This is a genomic window from Janthinobacterium sp. BJB301 (assembly GCF_002735685.1).
Taxonomy (GTDB): domain Bacteria; phylum Pseudomonadota; class Gammaproteobacteria; order Burkholderiales; family Burkholderiaceae_D; genus Janthinobacterium; species Janthinobacterium lividum.
Window position 1 is genome coordinate 97,000 of record NZ_PDZJ01000003.1, and the last position, 24,102, is coordinate 121,101.

Consider the following 24,102-nt stretch of genomic DNA (forward strand, 5'->3'; position numbering starts at 1 on the left):
CATTGTCTTTGAAAGAGCAAACAGTTGGTTAGCAATATTACCAGTAAGTCCAGTGGCCGCCGGAAATAATCCAGAGTCCCAGCACGCCGTTGGTGACGCCGTGCGCCAGGATGGGCGACCACAGTGACTGACTGCGCATATAAAGCAGAGTATAGGCGGCACCAGCAACAATGCCCGCCAGCCACAAATTATGTTCAAAGCCAAACAACACGACGCTGATGACAAACGCCTTGGCGCTGGCCAGGCGTGGCTGGAATTTCAGGAAGTCAGGGGCATCGATCCAGCGCAGCAGGAAGGAACGCCAGAACAGCTCCTCCATCACGGGCACCACCAGGGCGGCGCCGGCGATGCGCAGCACCACCAGGCTCCACTCGATCTGCCCGTCATTGCGCGGATCGAAGCCATCGGCGCTGCCGATCATCATCCAGCCTGCGTCCAGGTTAATCCACAACAGAAAAACAACAAGCCCGGTGGCCAGCGCCACCGCCAGGGCACGCGCGCCCAGCGGCATCCACCGCAGTTCCGTATAACTGCGGCGCCAATACAACAACATGCCCAGCACGACGCCGATCTTGACGGCGTACAGCCAGCGCAGGTCCTGCGCGGCAAAGCCTGCCCGGCCCAGCATGTCGGCGATAAAGATAAAGGAGAGGTAGGCCAGGAATGGCGCTACCCGGGGCAAGGCGGCGCGGTCAAACATGCTGATGCGCATCGGAGGTGGAACCACGCGCCGGACGCCGTGGTCCGGCGCGCGTGTTTTTGATAACAAACATACATCCCCCGATGTAAAAAATATAATTATATAATTATATCAAGCTGAACCGTTGCCGTGGCAAATAATCCTAACTTAATTACAACAGGAGAGGTGGAAAACAATCAACCGTTGGCGCGCGCCTCGATCTGCTCCCACTTTTCCAGCGCTTCCAGCAGTTCGCCTTCGATCTCGGCCACGCGCGCATTCAGGCGCTTGCCTTCGGCCGGCGTCTTTTTGTAGAAGTCCGGGTGCGACAGCTCGGCGGCCAGCACCGATTGCTCGTCTTCCAGCTTGGCGATCAGTTTCGGCAACTCTTCCAGCTCGCGCTGTTCCTTGTAGCTGAGCTTTTTCTGCTTGGCGGCCGGCGCGGCGGCCTCGACCTTCACGGCCGGCTTGCTGGCGGGCGCCGTGGCGATCGGCAAGGTGCGCACGCGCTCCCAGTCCGTGTAGCCGCCGACGAATTCGCGCCACTTGCCCTCGCCTTCGGCAACGATCACTTGCGTGACGACGTTGTCGAGGAAGGTGCGGTCATGGCTGACAAGGAAAACGGTGCCCGTGTATTCTTCCAGCAACTCTTCCAGCAATTCCAGGGTATCGATATCCAAGTCATTGGTCGGCTCATCGAGCACCAGCACGTTGGCCGGCTTGGCGAACAGGCGCGCCAGCAGCAAACGGTTGCGCTCGCCACCGGACAGCGACTTGACGGGCGAACGGGCCCGCTCCGGCGCGAACAGGAAATCGTTCAGGTAGGTCATCACGTGACGGCGCTGGCCATTGATCTCGACCCAGTCGCTGCCTGGCGCGATGGTTTCCATCAGGTTTGCCTCTTCGTTCAGCTGCGTGCGCATCTGGTCGAAATACGCCACTTGCAGCTTGGTGCCCAGGCGGATGGTGCCCGTGTCCGACTCTTCCTGGCCCAAGATCATCTTCAGCAAGGTGGTCTTGCCGGCGCCGTTGGCGCCGATCAGGCCGACCTTGTCGCCGCGCAGGATGGTGGCGCTGAAATCCTTGACGATGACCTTGTCGCCATAGATCTTCGAGACGTTTTCCAGGTCCGCCACGATCTTGCCCGAGCGTTCGCCGGCCGATACATCCAGCTTGACCTGTCCCTGCTGTTCGCGGCGCGCATTGCGCGTCAGACGCAGTGCTTCCAGGCGGCGCACGCGGCCTTCGTCGCGCACGCGGCGGGCCTTGACGCCCTTGCGTATCCACACTTCTTCCTGCGCCAGGAACTTGTCGAACTTGGCATTTTCCACTTCCTCGATTTCCAGCTGCTCCGCCTTGCGGGTCTGGTAAGCCGTGAAGTTGCCCGGGTACGACAGCAAACGGCCGCGGTCGAGCTCGATGATGCGCGTGGCGACATTGTCGAGGAAGGAGCGGTCATGGGTAATGAACAGCACGCTACCCTTGAAGTCGCGCAACAAGCCTTCCAGCCACAGGATGGAGCTGAAGTCCAGATGGTTGGTCGGCTCATCGAGCAGCAGCACGTCGGGTGCCGAGACCAGCGCGCGCGCCAGCGCCACGCGCTTTTGCATCCCGCCGGACAGGGTTTTCATCAGCATGTCGCCCGTCAGGTTCAAACGGTCGAGTACGGTTTCCACCTTGTTCGGCAAGCTCCACGCATCGGCCGCATCGAGTTTGACCTGGATGTCGTGCATGCGTTCCATCAGTTCGTCGTCATTGCCCTGGCCAAACTGGCCCGTCAGCGCATCGTATTCCTTCAGCCACGCCTGCGATTCGCCCATGCCGGAAGCGACGGCGTCGAACACGGACATGTCCGGGTCGAATTGCGGTTCCTGCTCCACATAGGCGATCTTGATGCCTTGCTGCATGACCAACAAGCCGTCATCGAGCTTGAACTTGCCCGAAATAACCTTCAACAGCGACGATTTACCCGTGCCGTTGCGGCCAATCAAGCCGACCCGCTCCGAGGTTTCCAGTGAAAATTCCGCGTGATCGAGCAGCGCGACGTGACCGAACGCAAGTTGCGCCGATGAAAGAGAAATGACAGCCATAATGAGTAAGAGTGCTCGGGCGCCGCCTCGCGCACACCGCGTGGTGTGCAAAACAGCCGCCGATTGGATGAATGAAGCACGCATTGTACCGATAACTTGGACTTCAATCGCCATCGACCAGTAACTACCGCCTGGATGATCACAGGCTGCCGACGCGCGTTGCGTGGAAACGTGGTGTCGCCAGCAGGAATCGAACCTGCATTTAAGTCTTAGGAGGACCTTGTACTATCCATTGTACGATGGCGACACGCGCAGCGGCATTATACAGGCAAGCGCCCGCCATTGACAGCGTGGCAAGCGGGCGGCTCAGCAACGCGCCGCCCATTGCGCGCACGCTACGGCGCCGGGGCCGTCTGTTTCAGTCGGGACAAGATTTGCTGGGCCGCCAGCGCATGGGACACCTTGTTCCAGTGCGCATCCATGGGAGCGAAGTCCATCCGCTCGCGTTGTGCCTCCCAATGCCGCGCGAACACAGGTTGCATGTCGATTGCGGCATAGCCATGCTGTTTCAAACGGCCAAGGAAAAATGCCCGATCGCCGTCCTGCCAGGACGGCTTGCCCTTGCGCCCGTCGTACAGCAGACCCCGCTCACCATCGACGAGAAATAAAAACTGTACCGTGGAGCTACCTTCGATGGCACGCAGCTGTGTCAGATAGTAGTCGAGCACCAATGCCCGCGCCGCTGTATCCCGGACCGGCAACGGAGCCGCCGATGGCGGATTCTTGCGGCGCAGCGTCGCTGACAGCCAATCGGGCAACTTGAGATTGTAATAACAATACCGCGCCAATGCCGAATAAGACACCACCCGCTTGATCTTGGGTTCCTTATACGGTGTATGCACCATGCGCAAGCCATCTGGGCCGGATTCGATCTGATTGTGGCCACGTTTTGCCGCCTCCAGCAGGGAAGCAAGATTGCTGCCATCGACAAATAGCACCACCGTGCGCGGATGCACGCGCGGCACATAATAGCGCGCCATGGCCAGCGTATCGGCGAGGCCATTGCCGGAACTGCCGGCCGCATACACCCCGCCGCCAAGCGCATGCTCCAGCTGTCCCTGCATGGTATCGGGATAGTCGAGCATCAGGCTCTCGACAAAACTGTCACCAAGCACCAGTACGGCGGCGCCATCCTTGAAGTCGCGTGAATTCGATGCCCCTTGGGCATTGATTACGCCGCTGCGTGCATTACTCAACGCCCAACCATACGAGTACACATAGGGCTGGTGCGCCAGATAGCGGCGAAATGGAATTTGCGGGTCGCTATTTTCCAGCCGCAAGCCGGACGAGACAGGCAAGCATTGCAGGACGGCCTCGAGCACCAGCACCGTTGCCAGCATGCCCAGGCCTATGGCAAATAAAGGACGCATATGGTTTAGAAATTAAAATAAAGAAATTCAGAAATGCCACGCGTTTCGCTAATCGCCAGCAAAAGCAGACAGAGTATCAACAGCGCACCCAGGGCAATATTGCCGTTTCGTCCGGACAGGCGCTCTTCCTGTCTACGCAAAATGCCGCGGCCCAGCAGGTCATACGCATTGGGCATGAAGAAGGCAATGGCCGCGCAAGCCAGCAACCACCAAAGGCAGCTCTGCAGCGCCATAATCCTGTCAATTCCCAGCATCGCCTCCTGCATCGCTGGCGTCAGGGTGCTGCCGCTCATGGCTTTCAGCACATCCAGCGCCACCTCCACCGAACTGGCACGGAAAAAGACCCATGCCAAAACGACTGCCAGGAAAGTGGCGATGCTGCCGGCAACGCGTATTGGCAGATTGCTGCGTCCACCAAGAGCATGGCGTAGCGCATGATTAATAATCAGGTAAATACCGTGCAGCATGCCCCATACGAGAAAAGTCCAGTTGGCGCCATGCCACAAGCCACCCAACAGCATGGTCAGGAACAGATTGCGGTAGCGCTGGAAGGCGCCTTGGCGATTCCCCCCCAAGGGAATGTACAGATAATCGCGCAGGAAAGTGGATAGCGTGATGTGCCAGCGACGCCAGAAATCGATGATGGAAGCCGCTTTGTACGGCGAGTTGAAATTGATGGGCAGTACGATGCCAAACATATAGGACAGGCCGTATGCCATATCGGAATAGGCGGAAAAGTCGAAATATAGCTGGAAGGTATACGCCAGGGCTCCGGCCCAGGCTTCCAGCATGCTCAGATTCTGGTGGTGCGCATCGAACACGGGGGCGACATAACGGGCCACGCCGTCAGCCAGTATCACTTTCTTGAACAGGCCGATGGTGAAAAACGCCAATCCGATGACGATGCGTCCATGCCGCAGCACGTGCGATTCCGGCTGTGAAAATTGCGGCATCATATCTTTATGATGCAAAATGGGGCCAGCAATCAGGTGAGGAAAATACGTGACAAACAGGCCATAACTTTCCGGTTGATACTCTTTCACTTTACCGGTATGGCAATCCACCAGATACGCAATCTGCGTAAACGTGAAGAACGATATACCGATCGGCAACACGATACCGATCGGCGTCAACGGCGCCCCGGTCAGGGCCGCGATATTTTCTATAAGAAAATCAAAATATTTAAAAAAGATCAGCAAGGAAAGATTGAAAACGAGGCCGCAGACAAGCCACGCCTTCGCAGGCCGACGGAGTCCCTGCTCATAACGCTGTGAAATACGACGTCCGACCGCAAAGTTGACACAGATGGACAGGGCTAGCAACGGCAGGAAACGAATATCCCAATAGCAATAAAATGCGAGGGAGGCCAGCAGCAAAAAAATAATCGATACGCGTAAAGAATACTTTGACAGAGCAAAATATCCCAGCAGGGCCAAGGGCAAAAAGATCAAAAAGAAAGCAAATGAGTTAAATAGCACCGCGTCTTCCTACAGGTAATATATTGGTGTACAGAGGAATATGGGTGGCCTGGTCTACTTGTGACTGGGCTCACGCTCGCCAATCCGGCAGAGGCATACCAAGCGCCTGGCCGATCTCGAAACAGGTTACCTACCTGTTCGCTTTACCGTCCCCATGAATAGCGGGCTAGCACCTAACCCGCCGTCCTTAGATGCCCGCCTGGCACAGCATACTTCACAATGTTTTTCTCAGCGTCATTTACCGCCGTGCACATTGCCACCCGCACGTTTTCCACGGCGGCGCGCCACTATCAGCAGCAATCCTGCCATGAGCATTCCATACGTTGCCGGCTCCGGCACGGCACTGATGGCAAATACCTGGATGGCGCCGAAAGTCACATCATTCCCGTGCCAGGCGGAACCGTCGAGCAGGCTGACGCCGGTCGATGGCTGGCCCAGATAATTATAGGTATAGAGAAAGGAACTGCCGCCGTGCGTGAGGTCCTGCGGCACATACAAATCGTGGCCATAGCCAAAAGTGGGGCCATAATTGGCCTGATTGTAGGTCTGGTCCTTGCCGATGCCATCGCCGTTGAAATACTGCTTCAATTGCGGCAGCATGAAGTCCGACGTCAAATTGAACAAAAAGGCAGTACGCTGGCTGTCGTCCATCGTGACATGCGTGCCATCGGTGGAGCTCCAGCTCTGTGGATTGTAACCACCCACCAGCCACGTCTTGCCCGATGAATTCGTGGCCTCCATGACGGAAAAAGTGCGTCCCTTGCCGTCGGATGCCTTGTGAAAATCCAGCGAGGTATCGCCCGCCGCCTTGGTATAAATATTCGTCAGCGACAGGCGCCCTTCGCCGAGCCAGGTTTCCAGCTGTGCCTGATAGCCGGGGGACAGTAGCGACGTACCGGATCCCGCCTGCGCGCTCAGGCAGAAAACCATACCGGCCACGGCCAGAACCACATTCCTTGTCACTTTGAAATTAGTACGCATCCTCTACCTCGACTGTCAGTATTTAAAACCGGCGTATTTTCCGGTTGCCAAATATAACACGATAGATAATGTTTTTATATTTATTATTTAGATGCTGATACGCAATATTTCATAGCAGAAATTCAGTCAGGCAGCACCGCCGTCACCTCGATCTCGACCTTCGCCCTGTCTTCGATCAGTCCCGCCACCTGCACCGCCGTCATGGCCGGAAAATGCTTGCCGATCAGCTCGCGGTAGGCAAGGCCGATTTGTGGATATGCCGCCACATATTCCTTCTTGTCCAGTACATACCAATTCATGCGCACGATGTGCTCGGGCAAGGCGCCCGCCTCGGCCAGCACGGCGACGATATTCTGCAAGGCCTGGCGCACCTGTGCCGCAAAATCGTCCGTGTGGAACTGGCCCTGCGCATCCCAGCCTATCATGCCGCTGACGTACACCGTGCGCCCGCTGGCGGCAATGCCATTCGCATAGCCGCGCGGCCTGGCCCATCCCGGTGGTTGTAACACTTGCATATTGTTTTCCTCGTTATTCATGCGGTTCATGCGTCCGCTGCCTCGCGCAGCAGTTCGCGCGCGATGATCAGTTGCTGTACTTCGCTGGCGCCCTCATAGATGCGCAAGGCGCGGATTTCGCGGTACAGGCGCTCGACCGGATGCCCGCTGACCACGCCCATGCCGCCAAACAGTTGCACGGCCGCGTCGATCACCTGCTGCGCCGTTTCCGTTGCCGTCAGCTTGGCCATGGCCGCTTCCTTCGTCACCTTGCGGCCCTGGTCGCGCTGCCAGGCGGCGCGGTAGGTGAGCAGCGCGGCCGCGTCGATGCCGGTGGCCATCTGCGCCAATTTTGCCTGCGTCAGCTGAAAGTCCGCCAGGGTCTGGCCAAACATCTGGCGCTTTGTCGCGTGGCGCAGCGCCTCGTCGAACGCGCGCCTCGCAAAGCCCAGCGCTGCGGCGGCGACCGAGGTGCGGAACACGTCGAGTGTCGCCATCGCCACCTTGAAGCCCTGCCCTGCATCTCCCAGGCGCTGCGACACGGGCACGCGGCAATTGGCAAAGCGCAGGCGCGCCAGCGGATGCGGCGCAATGACGGCGATGCGCTCGGCGATTTCCAGCCCGGGATTGTCGGCATCGACGATGAAGGCGCTGATACCGCGCGCGCCCGGCGCCTCGCCCGTGCGGGCGAACACCACGTAAAAGTCGGCGATGCCGCCGTTCGATATCCACGTCTTTTCGCCATCGAGCACATACGCGTCGCCATCGCGGCGCGCCGCGCACGCCATGGCCGCCACGTCGGAGCCGGCCTGCGGCTCGGACAGGGCAAAGGCGGCGATGCGCTTGCCGCTGGCCACGTCCGGCAAATAGCGCGCCTTGTTCTCGGCGCTGCCGAACAGGCCGATGGCGCCCGAACCGAGTCCCTGCATGGCAAAGGCGAAATCGGCCAGGCCGTTATGGCGCGCCAGGGTTTCGCGCATCAGGCAAATGGCGCGCGTATCGATCTTGCCATCGATACCCGTGGCATGCGCCAGCCAGCCGCCCTGCCCCAGCTGCGCCACCAGCGCGCGACAGGCCGCATCGACGTCGGCGCCGTGCGCGTCGTCCAGGTGCTGCGTCGCCCAGGCATCGAGCTCAGACTCAAGCTCGGCATGGCGCGCTTCGAAAAACGGCCAGTCCAGGTAAGTCGTATCGCGTGTATGTTGCATCTTAATCGCCCTCGAATTGCGGTGTTTCCTTCGCCACGAAGGCGTGATAGGCGCGGTGGAAATCGTTGGTGGCCATGCAAATGGCTTGCGCCTGCGCTTCCGCCTCGATGGCTTCATCGACACCCATGTTCCATTCCTGCTGCAGCATTTTTTTCGTCATGCCGTGCGCGAACGTGGGACCGCTGGCCAGGCCGGCGGCGAACAGCTGCGCCGCCTGCGCCAGTTCTTCCGGCTCGACCAGGCGGTTGAGCCAGCCCCAGCGTTCGGCCTCCACCCCTGGCAAGGAGCGCCCCGTATACAGCAGCTCGGCGGCGCGGCCCTGGCCGATCACGCGCGGCAGCAAGGCGCAGGCGCCCATGTCACAGCCGGCCAGGCCCACGCGGGTAAACAGGAAAGCCGTCTTGCTGCGCGCCGTGCCGATGCGGATATCGGAAGCCAGCGCCAGCATGGCGCCGGCGCCCGCGCAAATGCCGTCGATGGCGGCGATGATGGGCTGCGGGCAGGCGCGCATGGCTTTCACCACGTCGCCCGTCATGCGGGTAAACGCCAGCAGGCCGGGCATGTCGAGCTGCGTCAGGGGGCCGATGATGTCGTGCACATCGCCGCCGGAGCAGAAATTGTCGCCGCTGCCCGTAATCACCACGGCCTTGACGTCGTCCGCATACGCCAGCGCGCGGAACAGCGCGCGCAGTTCCGCATACGAGTCAAAAGTGAGCGGATTCTTGCGCTCGGGCCGGTGCAGGGTCAGGGTGGCGACGCCTGCGTCGACGGAAAACAGGAAATGCCGCGCGGCGTAGCCAGCCAGGCTGGCGCGGTTGCCTGGCAGGTCTTGCGGCTGGCCGGGTAGATAGCGCATGGTCAATCCTTGAGGGAAGTGTTATTCAACTGCTGCTTCATGTGCGACAGCAGGTCGATCAATTGGTTTTTGTCGTCCGGCGTCACGCCGTGCAGCAGTTCCGCGATCCAGCCTTCGTGCACGCGCGCCATCTCGTCGAACGCGCGCCGGCCGGCCGGCGTCAGCTTGACGCTGTACGAGCGGCGGTCCTTCGGATCGACCACGCGCGCCACCAGTTTTTCCTGCTCCAGCTGGTCGGTGATGCCCGTGATATTGCCGCCCGTGACCATCATGCGCTTGGACAGTTCGCCCATGCGCAAGCCATCGGGAAAGCGTTCGAGCTGCGCCATCAAGTCGAAACGGGGCAAGGTGATGCCGAAGGTGGCGCGCAAGCGTGTGCGCACCTCGTTTTCAATCTTGACCGTGCACGAGAGCATGCGCAGCCACAGCTTGAGCGACTGGTGGTGGTCTTGCGTCAGCCGGCTCGCCAGGTCCAGCACGGGTTCTTCCGGTACGTTCTCGGTGTCTTTATCCATGGTCTTCATTCAGTTACATGACTTCGCCGCCGGCGACGGCGATCGATTGTCCATTCATGGCGGCCGACGCGGGCAGGCAGAGCCACGCTACCGCATCGGCCACTTCCCGTGGCTGCACCAGCCGCTGCTGCGGATTGCTGGCCGCCAGTTCCGCGCGCGCCGCGTCTTCGCCGCGCCCCGTCTTGCGCACGATGTTTTGCACGGCCTGCGCCACCATGTCCGTTTCCGTGTAGCCGGGGCAGACGGCATTGACGGTGACGCCGCGCGGCGCCACTTCCAGCGCCAGCGCGCGCGTCAGGCCGATCACGCCATGCTTGGCGGCGACATAGGCGCTGACATAGCGATAGCCTTTCAAGCCCGCCGTCGACGCCACGTTGACGATGCGCCCCCATCCCGCTTCCAGCATGGCCGGCATGGCCGCCTGGCAGCAGTGGAACACGCCCGTCAGATTCACGGCCAGCATCTGCTGCCAGATGGCCGCGTCCGTCTTGCCGAAGGGCGCCGCATGCGCCTGGCCCGCGTTATTGATCAAGATATCGATGCGGCCGAAATGCGCGGCCGCCTGCGCGAAGCCCGCCTGCACGGACGCTTCCACGCTCACGTCGAGCACGCAGATGGCGACCCTGCCCGCATGGCCCGCCTCTTCCAGCTGCATGCGCGCGCGCGCCAGCCGCGCGCCATCACGCCCGGCCAGGGTCACCCTGGCGCCCAAGTCCAGCAAGGCGCGCGCGCAGGCCAGGCCAATGCCGCTGCCGGCGCCCGTCACCAGCGCATGCTTGTCGATTATCGCTTGCGTCTTCATGTCATCCTTCCAGCAGCCGCGCGGCCACCTGTTGCGGGGTGAGGCCCGTACTGGCGGCGGCCAGCTGGCGCTCGCGCTGCAGATTGCGTTCCAGCTGCTGCTGGCCCGGGCGGTACTGTTTCGGCCAAGCCGCTCCGGCGCCAGCGCCGCCGTAGCCGATGCGCGCCATTTCCGTCAAGGTCCACGCCGGGTTGGCCAGGTGCGGCCGGCCCACGGCGCACAGGTCGGCGCGCCCTGCGGCGATGATGCTGTTGGCGTGGTCCGCTTCGAAGATCGAGCCGACGGCCATGCTGGCGATGCCCGCCTCGTTGCGCACGCGGTCGGCAAACGGCGCCTGGAACATGCGCCCGTACACGGGCTGTTCGAGCTTGCTAACCTGACCCGAGGAGCAGTCGATCAGGTCGGCGCCCGCCTGCTTGAACAGGCGCGCGATGACGACGGCGTCGTCAGGCGTGATGCCGCCATCGACCCAGTCGTGGGCCGAGATGCGCACGCTCATGGGCTTATCTTGCGGCCAGGCGGCGCGCATGGCACGGAATACGCGCAGCGGATAGCGGCAGCGGTTTTCCAGGCTGCCGCCATATTCGTCCGCGCGGCGGTTGGTCAGCGGCGAGATAAAACTCGACAGCAGATAGCCATGCGCGCAATGCAGTTCCAGCCAGTCGAAACCGGCGACGGCCGCAGCCAGGGTGGCGCGCACGAAATCCTGCTCGATGCGCGCCAGGTCGCTTTCCGTGGCCGCCCGCGCCACCTGCGACACGCCCGCCAGATATTGCTGTTCCGACGCCGCCAGCAGCGTCCAGTTATCCTCTTTCAAGGGCAGATCGATGCCATCCCACATGGGCCGCGTCGAGCCTTTCGGCCCCGCGTGGCCCAGCTGCAGGGCGATCTTCGCATCGCTGTTCGCATGCACGAAATCGACGATGCGGCGCCAGGCTTGCGTATGCGCTTCGCTGTACATGCCGGGACAGGCGGGCGTGATGCGCGCATCGGCCGACACGCACGTCATCTCGGCAAACACGAGCCCCGCGCCGCCCATGGCGCGCGCGCCCAGGTGCATCAGATGGTAGTCGCCCGCCACGCCATCGACGGCGCTGTACTGCGCCATCGGCGAGACAGCGATGCGGTTTTTCAGCAGCACGCCGCGCAGGCGGAAGGGCGTGAGCATGGGCGGCAAAGCCTCGTCCCGCATCTCCACGCCAGCCTGCTCGCCCGCGCGCCGCGCCAGCCATTGTTCATAGCCGGCCACGTAGGCAGGGTCGCGCAAACGCAGGTTTTCATGCGAAATGCGCTGGCTGCGCGTGAGCATGGAATAGGCGAACTGCGGCGCTTCCATGGCGCTGTAGCGCTCGACGTTTTCAAACCACTCCATGGAATTGCGCGCCGCGCTCTGGATTTTCAGCACTTCTATGGCGCGCAACTGTTGGTAGGCGGCCAGCGCCGCAGCCGTCTCGGCATGCTGATCGAAGCAGCGCGCCAGCTCGATGGCGTCTTCCAGCGCCAGCTTGGTGCCCGAGCCGATGGAATAATGGGCCGTGTGGGCCGCATCGCCCATCAGCACGACGGGCACGCCGTCCTGTACATGCACCCATTGCCGGCAGACGATGCGGGGAAAGGTGATCCACTGGGCCGAACCGCGCAAGTGCGGCGAATTGCTCAGCAGGCCATGGCCGTCGAGTTCCTCGGCGAACAGGGCTTCGCAAAAGGCGATGCCCTGTTCCTGGCTCATGGCATCCAGGCCGACCGCCCACCACACGTGTTCGGGCGTTTCGACGATAAAGGTCGAGGTCTCGCCGTCATACTGGTAGATATGCGCCTGGAACCAGCCGTGTGGCGTCTGGCGGAACGCAAACGTGAACGCTTCGAATTTCTTGCGCGTGCCCAGCCAGACGAAGCGGCAATGGCGCTGCTCGATCTCCGGCTGGTAGCTGGCCGCATAGCGCGTGCGGATGCGGCTGTTCAAGCCGTCGCTGGCGATCACCAGGTCGGCGCCGTACTGGCGCGCGATGGCCTGGTCGTCCTGCACCTCCGTCTCGAATACCAGCTGCACGCCGAGTTCCTCGCAGCGCGCCTGCAGGATATTGAGCAGGCGCTTGCGGCCGATGCCGCAAAAGCCATGGCCGCCGGAACGCACGGTCTCGCCCTTGAAGTGGATCTCGATATCGTCCCAGTGGTTGAACGCCTGCAGGATGGCGCGCGCAGTCGGCTCGTCCGCATTGGCCAGGTTGCCCAGCGTCTGGTCGGAAAACACCACGCCCCAGCCAAACGTGTCGTACGGGCGGTTGCGCTCGATGACGGTGATGCGGTGATCCGGGTTCTGCTTTTTCATGAGCAGGCTGAAATACAGGCCGGCGGGACCGCCGCCGATGCAGACAATATTCATGGAGTGTCCGTGCGAAGTTTGAAGCGCTGCAGCTTGCCCGTTTCCGTGCGCGGCAGGGAAGGCAGGAAACGGATGGCGCGCGGATATTTATACGGGGCGATCTGCTGGCGCACGAAGTCCTGCAGTTCGGCTGCCAGCAGGTCGCTGGCCTGGCAGCCATCCTTCAGCACCACGTGCGCCTCGACGATCTGGCCACGCTCGGCATCGGCGCGCCCGACCACGCCGCATTCGGCCACGGCCGGATGGCGCAGCAGCGCCTCTTCCACTTCCGGACCGGCGATGTTGTAGCCGGCCGAGACGATCATGTCGTCGCTGCGCGAGCGGTAATAGAAATAGCCGTCGGCATCCATCTCGAAGGTGTCGCCCGTCAGGTTCCAGCCATTCTGCACATACTCGCGCTGGCGCGGGTCGGACAGGTAGCGGCAACCGGTGGGGCCTTTCACGGCCAGGCGGCCCGTCACGCCGGGCGGCTGCGGCACGCCGGCGTCATCGACGATGCATGCCTGGTAGCCGGGAATCGCCTTGCCGATGGCGCCGCGGCGGATGCCCTCGCCCGTGGCGGAAATGAAGATGTGCAGCATCTCGGTGGCGCCGATGCCGTCCGTCATGGCCAGGCCCGTCGCCGCCTGCCAGGCGTCGCGCGTGGCCAGCGGCAGCGCCTCGCCGGCCGACACGGACAAACGCAGGCTGCGCACGTCGTGGCTGGCCGCCAGGGGCGCCATCTGGCGGTAAAAGGTAGGCGCCGTGAAGCAGATCGTGGCTTGATAGGCGCCGATGGCGCGCAGCAGGCCGTCGGGCGTGAGTTTTTCCAGCAGTACGGTGGCCGCGCCAAAGCGCAGGGGGAACAGCAGCAAGCCGCCGAGGCCAAAGGTGAACGCCAGCGGCGGCGTGCCGATGAAGATATCGTCGGCGCGCACCTGCAGCATGGAGCGGGGAAAGCAGTCGCAGATGGCCAGCAGGTCGCGGTGCATGTGCATGGTGCCTTTGGGGACGCCCGTCGTGCCCGAGGTAAAGCTGATCAGGCAGACGTCGTCGGCCGCCGTGTCGCATGCGGCAAATGGCGCATCGTGGGCCGCCATGCGCTGCTCCAGTTCCGTGTCGTCGGCGCCAAAGCACAGCATGGGCGGCAGGGACGCCAGCGCGTCAAGTTCCGCGCGCAAGCCCTGCGCGCACAGCACGGCGTTCACTTCCGCCTTGGCCAGGATGGCGGACAGTTCGCGCGCGCGCAGCAGCGGCATGGTGGGCACGGCGATGCAGCCGGCTTTCAGCACGGCCAGCAGGCAGGCGGCCATCATGGGCGTATTCGCGCCGCGCAGCAGCACGCGGTTGCCGGGGATCAGATGCAGGTCGCTGCGCAGCGCGTGGGCGATGCGGTCGACCTGCCGCGCCAGCTGCGCATAGGTCCAGCGCTGGCCGTCGGCAAGGATGGCGGTGCGCTCGCCACCGCCGCCGGCCACGGCCACATCGAGCAGCGCGGCGACGCAATTGAGACGCGGCGGATACTGCAGTTCGGGCAAGTCCAGGCACAGCTGCGGCCAGAGTTCGCGCGGCGGCAAGTGCGTGTGGGCAAAGTCGTCCTGGGGAGATGCGGTGGTAGGCGAAGGGTCGCTGCTCATGCTCATCCTGGCTGATAGCGGGCGCGTGCACAAGGCCCGGAAGCAGATACTTTAAACCTAAAGTATTTTTCCAGCAAGCGGAAAACAGCAATTTCAGTCGACGCCGTCCTGCTGCCGCAGCAAACGCGCCTGCTGCGCCACGCTGCGCGCCAGCGCGGCCAGGGCCGCTTGTATCTGGTCGCCATCGAGCACCGAGGCCTGCAGCAGGGCCATCATGCCCGCTTCAGCGCCATGCAAGCCGAGGGTGCGGCAACCGAGGTGCAGCCGTTCGAGCTGCTGGCGCGCCTGGGCCGGCTCGCCGCGTGCCAGCAAGGCATCGACCTGTTCGCCGGCGGCGACTATCTGCCCCTGGAAGCCCGTCAGATACGCCAGCAGGCGTTCGCTGTCGATGCCCAGCCGCTGCAGCGTGTCGCGCGGGGCCTCGGCCGGCAAGGCCGAGACGTCGAAGCAGGCGTCGATATGCTGGCGCACCTGCTCCGGCTGGAAAGGCTTGACGATATAGCCGGCAGCACCTGCCTGCACGGCGTCACGCACCGTGTCATGGTCATTGGCCGACGATACCAGCACGAGCGGCATGGCATCGAGCGCGCTGTCGGAGCGGATTTTCTGCAGCAGCTCCATGCCGGACAGGCGCGGCATGCGCAAATCGCAGAAGCACAGCGACGGACGCAAGCCGCCTTCGAGCTGCTCCCACGCGGCCGCGCCATCTTCGGCTTCCACGATATCGTGCACGCCGCAACTGTCGATCAAATGCATCAATACCATGCGCGACACGACATCATCGTCAACCACCAGTACTTTCATTGCTTTCTCCATTGGCGGCAGCGTCAAGGTGCCTGGCCGTATTCTACCCAGTTTCGCCGCGCGCTCGATGGCCGGCATTGCCTATTTTACATTTCCTTGCCCGAAACGGCTATTTGCGCCAACAGTGCGCGCAATTGCGGCAAATGCATGGCCACTTGCGTCCAGCGCCCGCCGTCCGCCGCCTCTTCCATTTCCGTGCACAGCATGTGCAGCTGCGTTTCATCGAGATAGGCGGCGCTGCCCTTCAAGCCGTGCAGCAGGCGCCCGGCGTTTTCCTTGTCCTGCGCCGCCAGCGCGGCATCGAGTTCACGCAGGCGTCCCTCCAGGTCGGCGACGAAGGCGACGCGGATGCGCCGTTGCAGTTCGCCGCTGCGGATGGACTGGGACGGCGCCGGAACGGGAATCGCCGGCGCGATGCCGAACAGCGCATCGAGTTCGGCCTGCCCCCGCGCCGCGCCGCGCTGCACGTTCGACGGCATGCGCGGCAACATGAAGCCGCGCTGCAGCTGGCGCTCGATGGCGCGCGCCAGCAAGCCATGCAGCGCCGCCTCGTCCACAGGCTTGCTGAGGAAATCATCCATGCCGACGCCGAGATAGCGGCTGCGGTCTTCTTCGCTGGCATTCGCCGTCAGGGCCACGATCATCAGTTCCTGGTCGCGCACGGGCTGGTCCGGCCAGCCGCCCACGCGGATCAGGCGCGTCGCCGTCGCCCCATCCATCTCCGGCATGCGCCCGTCCATCAGGATCAGGTCATAGCGCGTATGCACGCAGGCCGCCACCGCCAGCACGCCGTTGGCGACCACGTCGACCCGGTGCCCCAGCTCTTCGAGCATGACGCGGATGATGATCTGATTGGTGGGGAAGTCTTCCGCGCACAGCACGCGCAACTGGTGGCTGTGCGGCGCCAGCGCCACCTGCGGCACCAGCGGCGGCGCCACGCCATCGGCCAGCGGCAAGGTGAAGGCAAACGTGCTGCCCTGCCCCGGCGTGCTGGCCACCTCGATCTCGCCATCCATCAGTTCGACCAGCTGGCGGCAGATCGCCAGGCCCAGTCCCGTGCCGCCGTAGCGCCGCGTGGTGCTGGCGTCGGCCTGCTCGAACTTCTGGAACAGCCGCGCCATGGCTTCCGCATCGATGCCGATGCCGCTGTCGCTGACGGTGAAGCGGATCAGGTTGACCTTGCGTCCGCCGCTGCCGCTGGCCACGCCGGCGCGCTCGACGCACACGCTGACGCCGCCGCGCTGGGTGAACTTGAAGGCATTGCCGACCAGGTTGACCAGCACCTGGCGCAAGCGGGTCGGGTCGCCCACCACGAAGGGCGGCAGGTCGGGCGCAAAGTCGATGGAGAAACCGATGCTGCGCGCGGCCGCCTGCTCCTCGAACAGGCTGACGACCGTCTCGATTGCCGCGCCGAGCGCGAAGTCGATGTTTTCGATGCTCAGCTTGCCCGCCTCGATCTTGGAAAAATCGAGCAAGTCATTGATGATCACCAGCAGCGACTGGGCGTTGGCCTGGCCGCGCAGGATCTGCTCGCGCGTGGCGTCGTGCAGCTGCTCGTCGCGCAGGGCAAAGCCCAGCATGCCGATCACGCCGGCCAGCGGCGTGCGCATCTCGTGGCTCATGTTGGCCAAAAATTCCGACTTCTGGCGCGTCGCATCCTCGGCCTTGCGCTTGGCCTGGCGCAGGCTTTCCTCGTTTTTCGTCAGGCTGCTGTTCACTTGCGCCAGCTTTTCCGACTGGGCCAGCACTTCGATTTCCTTGCTCTGCAACTCGGCCGTGCGTTCGCTGACCTGCTTTTCCAGTTCATTCTGTTGATGCCGCAGCGCGCGCACGCGCTGGCGGTAGGCGCCATAAATGGCGCCCAGCAGCAGCACCGCCATCAGGGTGCGGAACCACCAGGTTTTCCAGAACGGCGGCAGGATCGTGATGGCCAGGGTGGCGCCGCTCTCGTTCCAGACGCCGTCCTTGTTGGCCGCCTTGACGCGAAACACGTAGTTGCCGGCATCGAGGTTGGTATAGGTGGCAAAGCGCCGCCCCGCATCCGTCATGACCCAGTCCTGGTCGAAGCCTTCGAGCCGGTAGGCGAACATGTTGCGCTGGGGCGCGGCGAAATGCAGGGCCGCGAATTCCAGCGAAAAGACGCTTTCGCGGCTGGTCAGCACGAGGTTGCGCGTGTGGTCGATGGCCGCCTTGAGCACGTGCGCGAACTCGCCGCGGCCGATGGCCACCGGCTTGTTGAAGATCTGCAGTTCCGTCACGGCCACCAGCGGCGGCACGCGGTTGTCGTGGATATCCTGCGGCACGAACGCCGTCATGCCGTTGAAGCCGCCGAAATACATGGTCCCGTCCGACGCGCGCAAGGCCGCGCCATCGAAGTACGAGCCTTCCACCGTGCCATCGGCGCTGTCGTAGTTGCGAAACAGGCCGCTGCGCATGTCGAGCCGCGTGATGCCGCTATTCGTGCTCAGCCACAGCTGCTCGTTGTCGTCGCCGAGGATGCTGGCGACGGCGTCGTCGGCCATGCCATCCTTGCGCAGGAAGCGCCGGAAACGGATCTCGCCCTTGGCATCGACGTCCATGCGGTTCAAGCCATTGGCCGTGCCCACCCACAGCACGCCGCGCTTGTCTTCGTGCAGGAAATGCACTTCATCGTGGCTCAGGCTATGCGGGTTTTGCGGATCGTGGCGGAAATGGCGGAAGTGGCCGCTGGCGCGGTCCAGCAAGTCCAGACCGTGGAAGGAACCGATCCACAAACGCCCCTTGCCATCTTCCAGCACGGGCCGCACCATGTTGTCGGACAGGCTGTTCGGGTTGGCCGGGTCGTGGCGGTAGGTGGTGAAGCGCTTGGTGACGGGGTCGAAGCGGTGCACGCCACCCCGCGTCGAGACCCACAGCATGCCGCTGCGGTCGCTCACGATATTGCGGATGGTGTCGCTGTTCGGGTCGCCGGCGGCAAAGCGCATGGTGAAGAAGCGCCCCAGTGCCGGATCGAAGCGGTGCAAGCCCGTCGAGCCGCCCACCCACAGGGTGCCGTCCGGCGCCTTGTACAGGGTAGTGACCTGTTCGTCGCGCGACATGCCGGGAGAACTGCGCAGGTCGAACAGGTGCGAGCTGCCGTCGCGCGTGTCATACAGTTTCAGGCCGCCCTTGGTGGCCAGCCACAGCTTGCCATTGCCCGCGTCGGCCACGGCGCGCACTTTCTTGTCCGCCAGCGCGCCAACATCGCCGGGCGCGCGCGCCATGCGCGAAAAGCCGCCGCTGCCCAGGTCGACCCGGCTCACGCCGTTGTACCAGGAGCCGACCCAGAAGGTGCCGGCGCGGTCGCGGTACAGCGACGACAGCTGGTTGTCGGCGACGCTGAATTTGTCGCCCGTCTGGTGACGGTACTGCAGGAAGGTGTCGCTCTCGGGCAGCCAGCGGAACAGGCCATCGGCATTGCTGCCCAGCCAGACAGTGGCGTCGACATCCTGGTACAGGCTGGCGACGCGGATGGCGGAAAAGCCATTTTTCTCACCGAAGCGCACTCTTGCCTGCGGCGGCTGGCCGGCGGCGCCCAGGCGCCAGCGCTCGGCGCCGGCCATGGTGCCGATCCACAGGTTCTGCTGGCGGTCGATCAGCAGCGACTGGATCACGTTGTACTTCGAGCCGGGCTCCGTGTCGACGGCAAAATGCTCGAAACGTTCGCTGCCCGGTGCCAGCATGTCCAGGCCCGTTACCGTGCCGATCCACAGGCGCTGCTGCGCGTCCAGCGCCAGCGCCTTGATTTCATTGTCACCCAGGCTGTGCGGGTTTCCCTCTTCATGGTGCCAGGTACGGAAGACGCCCGTGGCGGGATCGAAATGCTGCAAGCCGTCCGAGGTGGCGATCCAGAAGCCGCGCGCGCCATCTTCGAGAATGGCGTGGATATGCCGGTTGCCGTTACCACGCTTGCTCTTTTCAGCCGGGACGTAATGGATGAAGGTCTGGCTGGCGGCATCGAAGCGGTCCAGGCCATTGTCGGTACCCACCCACAACTGGCCCTGGCTGTCGACATGCAGTTCGCCCACCCAGTTGTCGGCCAGGCTGGTCTTGTCGCCTTCGATATTCTTGTAGACGACCATGCGGTAGCCATCGTAGCGGCTCAAGCCAGACTGGCTGCCGAACCACATATAGCCCTGCCGGTCCTGGGCGATGGCCAGCACCGATTCCTGCGCCAGGCCCTGGTCGACGCTGAGCTGATCGAAACGCAGGGTGGGCGCAGGCGCCGCCGCGGCCGGGCCGCCCAGCAGCAGAATTAACAGTAAGGCAACATCGTAAACACGTCGAAATACCAGCACAATCGTCCTGTCAAAAAAAACGCGAAAAACCCGCACGCCGCTCCAAGGGCCGTCTCAGGAACCAAAGAACGCCAGGACATCATCCTTGCGGGCCTGCGTATCGCGCTGTCCAAGACGGATCAGCTCGTTAGTATACGTCGATTCGAACAATAAATACGATGCCAGCGCCGCGCCGCGCGCTTCTGCCGCGCCGATGCCCGACAACATGGTGCGGATGGGACGCGGCAAACTGCCGATATGCCGGCTGGCGATGGCGTCGAGCCGTTCGGACGGCGCGATGACCAGCAATTCCACCGGCCGCAAGGCCGTCTTGCCCAGCAATTCGGGCGGCAGCATCGACAGGGTCAGGTTGATGCGGTTCAGGCGCTCGATGTCGACGGCCAGGCCATCGAGGAAGATCGACGACAGCGCATGGCCGGCGATCTGCGCCAGGCTCGGGTAGCGCGCCGCCTCGGAGGCGGCGGGCGCCGGTTCCGTCATGCGCCCCGCGCCCACCACCAGCACCTTGTTCGCGCCCAGGTGGATGGCCGGCGAGATCGGCGCCAGCTGGCGCATGGAGCCATCGCCGCAGTACTCGCGCTGGCCGCCCACATACAGGGGCACGGCAGGAAAGATGAAGGGGATGGCGGCCGAGGCAAGCAAGTGCTCCACGCCGATCTGGTCCGGCAGGGCCAGGCGCTGCGTGCGCACCCACGGCGCGATATCCTCGGCCGTCTGGTAAAACGTCATGTGGCGGCTGCCCGAATACGACGACGCCGTCACGGCCAGCGCATGCAGCAAGCCGTCAGCCAGGGCAGCGTCCAGGCGCGGCAAGTCGAGCATGCGGTGCAGCAGGCTGACCAGCGGGGTATTGTCGAGCAGGGAACTGGGCGGCGACGCATGCCACTGGCGCAGCAGCCAGCCGAACGACAGCAGCGACAGCCAGCGCGCGCCCGAGCGGATCACGCCCAGTGAATCGGCCCGATACACTTGCTCGACTTCGATGTGCTGCCACACGTCGAGCAGCTTTTGCACGCCTTCGCCGAAGTTATCCGCGCGGCAGGCCAGCGCCGTGGCGTTGATGGCGCCGGCCGAGGTGCCGCAGATGATGTCGAACGGGTTGCGCGCCGGCGCCCAGCCCGCTTCCCACAGAATCGCTGAAATCGCCTGCAGCACGCCCACCTGGTAGGCGGCACGGGCGCCTCCTCCCGTCAGTATCAAGCCTGTTTTATTTTGCATTCCCATGCCGGCAGATTAGCAGGGTCTTGATACTTTGTGGAAATTTCAGTCGCCGCGCACCATGCCTTCCCTGCGTGGGTCCGCGCCGCCAAACCAGAAGTCCTTGCCATGCGCATTCAGGCGCATGATGCCCTGCAAGCCGGAATTCTGTTCGATGACGCGCACTTCGTGGCCCATGGCTTGCAGCGCCTCGACTTGCGCGGCAGGCGCGCGGCCCTTTTCCAGTTCCGTCGGGCCGTTGCGGCTGCCAAAGTTCGGCAGGTTGATCGCCTGCTGCACGTTCATGCCCCAGTCCATGGTGCCGACCAGGACCTTGGCGACATAATTGATGATGGACGAGCCGCCGGGCGAACCCGTCGCCAGCACCAGCTTGTGCGTGCCCTTCTCGAACACGAGGGTGGGCGACATGGCGCTGCGCGGACGCTTGCCCGCCTCGACCCGGTTGGCAATCGGGCCGTCCGCGTCGCGCGAATCGAACGAGAAATCCGTCAGCTGGTTATTCAGCAAAAAGCCGTCGACCATCTGGCGCGAGCCGAACGCGTCTTCCACGCTGGTGGTCATCGACAGGCCGCCGCCAAAAGCGTCCACGGCCACCAGGTGCGAGGTCGACGGGCGCTGCAAGGCGTTGTCCATGCCCCACGCCACTTGCATGCCGGGCGGCGTGCCGGGCATGGCCTTGCCCATGGATTTGTCGCCGATCAGCGAGGCGCGCTGCGCCAGATAGGTTTTATCGAGCATCGAGGCAATACCGTTGCCCGGCAGCGGCACGAAGTCCGTGTCGGCCACGTAGCGGTTGCGGTCCGCGTAGGCCAGGCGCCCCGCTTCCGAGAACAGGTGGATCGCTTGCGCATCGAGCACGCCGTCGACGGGCGCATACGGCCGGATATCCTTCACTTCCAGCATGCCCAGCATCTGCGCGATGGCGATGCCGCCCGACGATGGCGGCGGCATGCCGCACACGGTCCATGCCTTGTAATCGCTGCAGACGGGTTCACGCACCTTGGCCCGGTAGCCGGAGATATCTTGCGCCGTCAGCTTGCCCGGATTGGTCGGATGCGCCGCCACCTTGGCGGCGATGTCGCGCGCGATGCGGCCCTGGTAAAAAGCGTCGGCGCCGCCACGGGCGATCTCGCGCAGGGTGCGCGCCAGCTGCGGGTTTTTCAGCACGTGGCCGACGGGCCAGGCCTTGCCCTCTTTATCATAGAAATAGGCGGCGGCGACAGGGTCGCGCTTCAGGGCCTGGTCCCAATTCAATAGGCCGTTGAGGCGCTGGCTGACGGGAAAGCCGCCGTGCGCCAGCTTGATGGCGGGGCCGAACAGGGTCGCCCACGGCAGCTTGCCGTGTTCCTTGTGCGCCAGTTCCAGCATGCGCAGCACGCCCGGCGCGCCCACGGAACGCCCGCCCACCACGCCCGTGGCGCGCGAGACGGGGCTGCCGTCCGCATTCTGGAACAGGTGCTCATCGGCGCTAGCAGGCGCCGTTTCGCGTCCGTCGAACGCCTGCACGCCCTTGGCCGTGGAATACAGCAGGAAGGCGCCGCCGCCGATACCCGACGACTGCGGTTCGACCAGGGTCAGGACCAACTGCGTGGCGATGGCCGCGTCGATGGCGCTGCCGCCCTTTTTCAGCATCTGGTAGCCGGCATCGGCGGCCAGCGGATTGGCGGCGGCAACCATGAATTTCTGCGCTGCCCAACCCGATTTTTCCGCATACGCAGTGGCGATTTCCGGCGCCTTTTGCGGCACCTCGGCAAATACGGGACTGGCAGCCAGGGCTCCCAGCAAGGTCAGGCTCAGCGCCAGCGGCTTCAATGTGATCATGGATTCTCCGATAAAAAAAGGGCGCACAGCCAGGCAAGGCTGTACGCCCCATACGGGGGTATCCTACATCAAATCACGCCAGGCTTATTTCGGTTGCATGCGGATCGCGCCGTCCAAACGAATCGTCTCGCCATTGAGCATGACGTTTTCCACGATGGCTTTCACCAGTTGCGCGTACTCGCCGGGCTTGCCCAGGCGCGAAGGGAACGGCACCATCTTGCCCAGCGCATCCTGCACTTCGGCCGGCATCCCGAGCAGCATCGGCGTTTCGAAAATGCCGGGCGCCACCGTCATCACGCGGATGCCGTTGCGCGACAGGTCGCGCGCCATCGGCAGGGTCAGTCCCACCACGGCCGCCTTCGACGACGCATACGCGGCCTGGCCGATCTGGCCATCGTAGGCCGCCACGGAAGCCGTGTTGATGATGACGCCGCGCTCGCCTTCAACGGTGGCATCCTGCTTGGTCATGGCGTCGGCCGCCAGGCGGCACATATTGAAGGTACCCACCAGGTTGATGTTGACGACCTTCTGGAACAGGGCCAGCGGATGCGGGCCGTCCTTGCCCACGGTTTTCACGGCCGGCGCCACGCCGGCGCAGTTGACCAGGCCGCGCAAGGTACCCAGTTGGGTTGCGGCGGCCACCACGGCCAGGCCGTCCTCTTCCGACGTCACGTCGCACTGCACGAACACGCCGTTCAACTCCGCGGCCAGCGCCTGGCCCGCCTCCGTCTGCACGTCGGCCAGCACGACCTTGCCGCCGGCTGCCGTCAGCATGCGCGCCGTGGCCGCGCCCAGGCCCGATGCGCCGCCCGTGATGATGAATACATTGTCCTGAATCTGCATGAAATCTCCTGAGTGATAAGGGCCGTGTTCCCGGCGCCTGATGAGTGCATGGTGTCGTGCATTACGTTTACGTAAACGTAATGTCGGCGACAATTGTAGCCATTTTTGCGGGCACCGAGCGAAAACTTGCAGCGCTGGCGTATGAGAACGTTAAAAACACTGGATGAAAGCGCCGTTGCGGTGGCAGATGCGCCCGTTGGCATCGAGCGTGGCATTGCCCGCGCCGTTGTAGCGCGCGCCGGCAGAGTCGCGGCAACCGCCCGTATCGCATGAACCGATGGGCTGCGGCGCGCGCGGCATCGGTACGGCCGGGCTGGGCGGCAAGGGCGCCATGGGCACGACGAGCGGCACGGCTTGCGCCGGCATGCGGCCGATCACCTGCTCCACGGAACGGCGCGGCTGCACGGGCGGCGCCGGGCGGCATGGTTCCACCGCCAGCTTGCTGCTGTCGCGCGGGTCCAGCTGGCACACGGGCAAGGACTCAGGCGCCTGCTGCTGCGCCCAGGCATGGCCGCCAGCCGATACCGACATGCCGCAAGCCAGCGCCAATATGCTTTTTGTCATCCGCTTCATGCCCTCTCCCAACACATCCATCGCCCGGTTTTCATTATTGGCACATGCCGCGCCA

The 24,102-nt window shown here is 63.6% G+C and carries 18 protein-coding genes and 1 tRNA gene; all 19 read right to left on the reverse strand.

What is annotated here, in order from left to right; genetic code table 11:
- Nucleotides 1-37 precede the first annotated feature (37 nt).
- A complete protein-coding gene (locus CSQ91_RS19755; protein ID WP_257217415.1) occupies nt 38-727 on the reverse strand; it encodes a CAAX prenyl protease-related protein in 690 nt (229 codons plus the stop codon).
- Nucleotides 728-876: 149 nt separating this feature from the next.
- Nucleotides 877-2,769 (reverse strand): ATP-binding cassette domain-containing protein, encoded by a 1,893-nt coding sequence (locus tag CSQ91_RS19760; RefSeq protein WP_034782110.1) that lies wholly within the window; start codon nt 2,767-2,769, stop codon nt 877-879.
- 172 nt (nt 2,770-2,941) lie between these two features.
- Nucleotides 2,942-3,016, reverse strand: a tRNA-Arg gene (locus tag CSQ91_RS19765).
- 88 nt (nt 3,017-3,104) lie between these two features.
- Nucleotides 3,105-4,109 carry a hypothetical protein gene (locus tag CSQ91_RS19770; RefSeq protein WP_143451064.1) on the reverse strand — a complete coding sequence of 335 codons (1,005 nt, stop codon included), beginning with the start codon at nt 4,107-4,109 and terminating at the stop codon, nt 3,105-3,107.
- A 35-nt stretch (nt 4,110-4,144) separates the two neighbouring features.
- Complete coding sequence (locus CSQ91_RS19775; RefSeq protein WP_099389379.1) at nt 4,145-5,617, reverse strand: MBOAT family O-acyltransferase; 1,473 nt, start codon at nt 5,615-5,617, stop codon at nt 4,145-4,147.
- 234 nt (nt 5,618-5,851) lie between these two features.
- A complete protein-coding gene (locus CSQ91_RS19780; protein WP_218963766.1) occupies nt 5,852-6,598 on the reverse strand; it encodes a PEP_CTERM-anchored TLD domain-containing protein in 747 nt (248 codons plus the stop codon).
- A 122-nt stretch (nt 6,599-6,720) separates the two neighbouring features.
- Nucleotides 6,721-7,113, reverse strand: a complete 393-nt coding sequence (locus tag CSQ91_RS19785; protein WP_070253587.1) for a RidA family protein — start codon at nt 7,111-7,113, stop codon at nt 6,721-6,723.
- 26 nt (nt 7,114-7,139) lie between these two features.
- Entirely contained in the window at nt 7,140-8,300 is a 1,161-nt protein-coding gene (locus CSQ91_RS19790) for an acyl-CoA dehydrogenase family protein (protein WP_099389381.1), read from the reverse strand.
- 1 nt (nt 8,301) lies between these two features.
- Nucleotides 8,302-9,156, reverse strand: a complete 855-nt coding sequence (locus CSQ91_RS19795) for an enoyl-CoA hydratase family protein (protein ID WP_099389382.1) — start codon at nt 9,154-9,156, stop codon at nt 8,302-8,304.
- 2 nt (nt 9,157-9,158) lie between these two features.
- The gene (locus CSQ91_RS19800; protein WP_099389383.1) at nt 9,159-9,671 is read right to left on the reverse strand and encodes a MarR family winged helix-turn-helix transcriptional regulator; all 513 of its coding nucleotides are present in this window, start codon (nt 9,669-9,671) and stop codon (nt 9,159-9,161) included.
- Nucleotides 9,672-9,684: 13 nt separating this feature from the next.
- Complete coding sequence (locus CSQ91_RS19805) at nt 9,685-10,473, reverse strand: SDR family NAD(P)-dependent oxidoreductase (RefSeq protein WP_099389384.1); 789 nt, start codon at nt 10,471-10,473, stop codon at nt 9,685-9,687.
- Nucleotide 10,474: 1 nt separating this feature from the next.
- Entirely contained in the window at nt 10,475-12,856 is a 2,382-nt protein-coding gene (locus CSQ91_RS19810) for a bifunctional salicylyl-CoA 5-hydroxylase/oxidoreductase (protein WP_099389385.1), read from the reverse strand.
- Complete coding sequence (locus tag CSQ91_RS19815; protein ID WP_099389615.1) at nt 12,853-14,472, reverse strand: AMP-binding protein; 1,620 nt, start codon at nt 14,470-14,472, stop codon at nt 12,853-12,855. Before CSQ91_RS19815 ends, CSQ91_RS19810 begins: the two co-directional genes overlap by 4 nt.
- Before the next feature lie 93 nt (nt 14,473-14,565).
- Nucleotides 14,566-15,276 (reverse strand): response regulator, encoded by a 711-nt coding sequence (locus CSQ91_RS19820; protein ID WP_034782102.1) that lies wholly within the window; start codon nt 15,274-15,276, stop codon nt 14,566-14,568.
- An 86-nt stretch (nt 15,277-15,362) separates the two neighbouring features.
- On the reverse strand, nt 15,363-19,592 hold the full coding sequence (locus CSQ91_RS19825; RefSeq protein WP_257217416.1) for a hybrid sensor histidine kinase/response regulator: 4,230 nt from the start codon (nt 19,590-19,592) through the stop codon (nt 15,363-15,365).
- A gap of 54 nt (nt 19,593-19,646) precedes the next feature.
- Complete coding sequence (locus CSQ91_RS19830; RefSeq protein ID WP_034751717.1) at nt 19,647-20,816, reverse strand: patatin-like phospholipase family protein; 1,170 nt, start codon at nt 20,814-20,816, stop codon at nt 19,647-19,649.
- Nucleotides 20,817-20,855: 39 nt separating this feature from the next.
- The gene (gene ggt, locus CSQ91_RS19835) at nt 20,856-22,631 is read right to left on the reverse strand and encodes a gamma-glutamyltransferase (protein ID WP_070282714.1); all 1,776 of its coding nucleotides are present in this window, start codon (nt 22,629-22,631) and stop codon (nt 20,856-20,858) included.
- Between the two features lie 84 nt (nt 22,632-22,715).
- Nucleotides 22,716-23,474, reverse strand: a complete 759-nt coding sequence (locus CSQ91_RS19840; protein WP_099389386.1) for a 3-hydroxyacyl-CoA dehydrogenase — start codon at nt 23,472-23,474, stop codon at nt 22,716-22,718.
- Between the two features lie 150 nt (nt 23,475-23,624).
- Nucleotides 23,625-24,047, reverse strand: a complete 423-nt coding sequence (locus CSQ91_RS19845; RefSeq protein ID WP_143451065.1) for a hypothetical protein — start codon at nt 24,045-24,047, stop codon at nt 23,625-23,627.
- Nucleotides 24,048-24,102 lie beyond the last annotated feature (55 nt).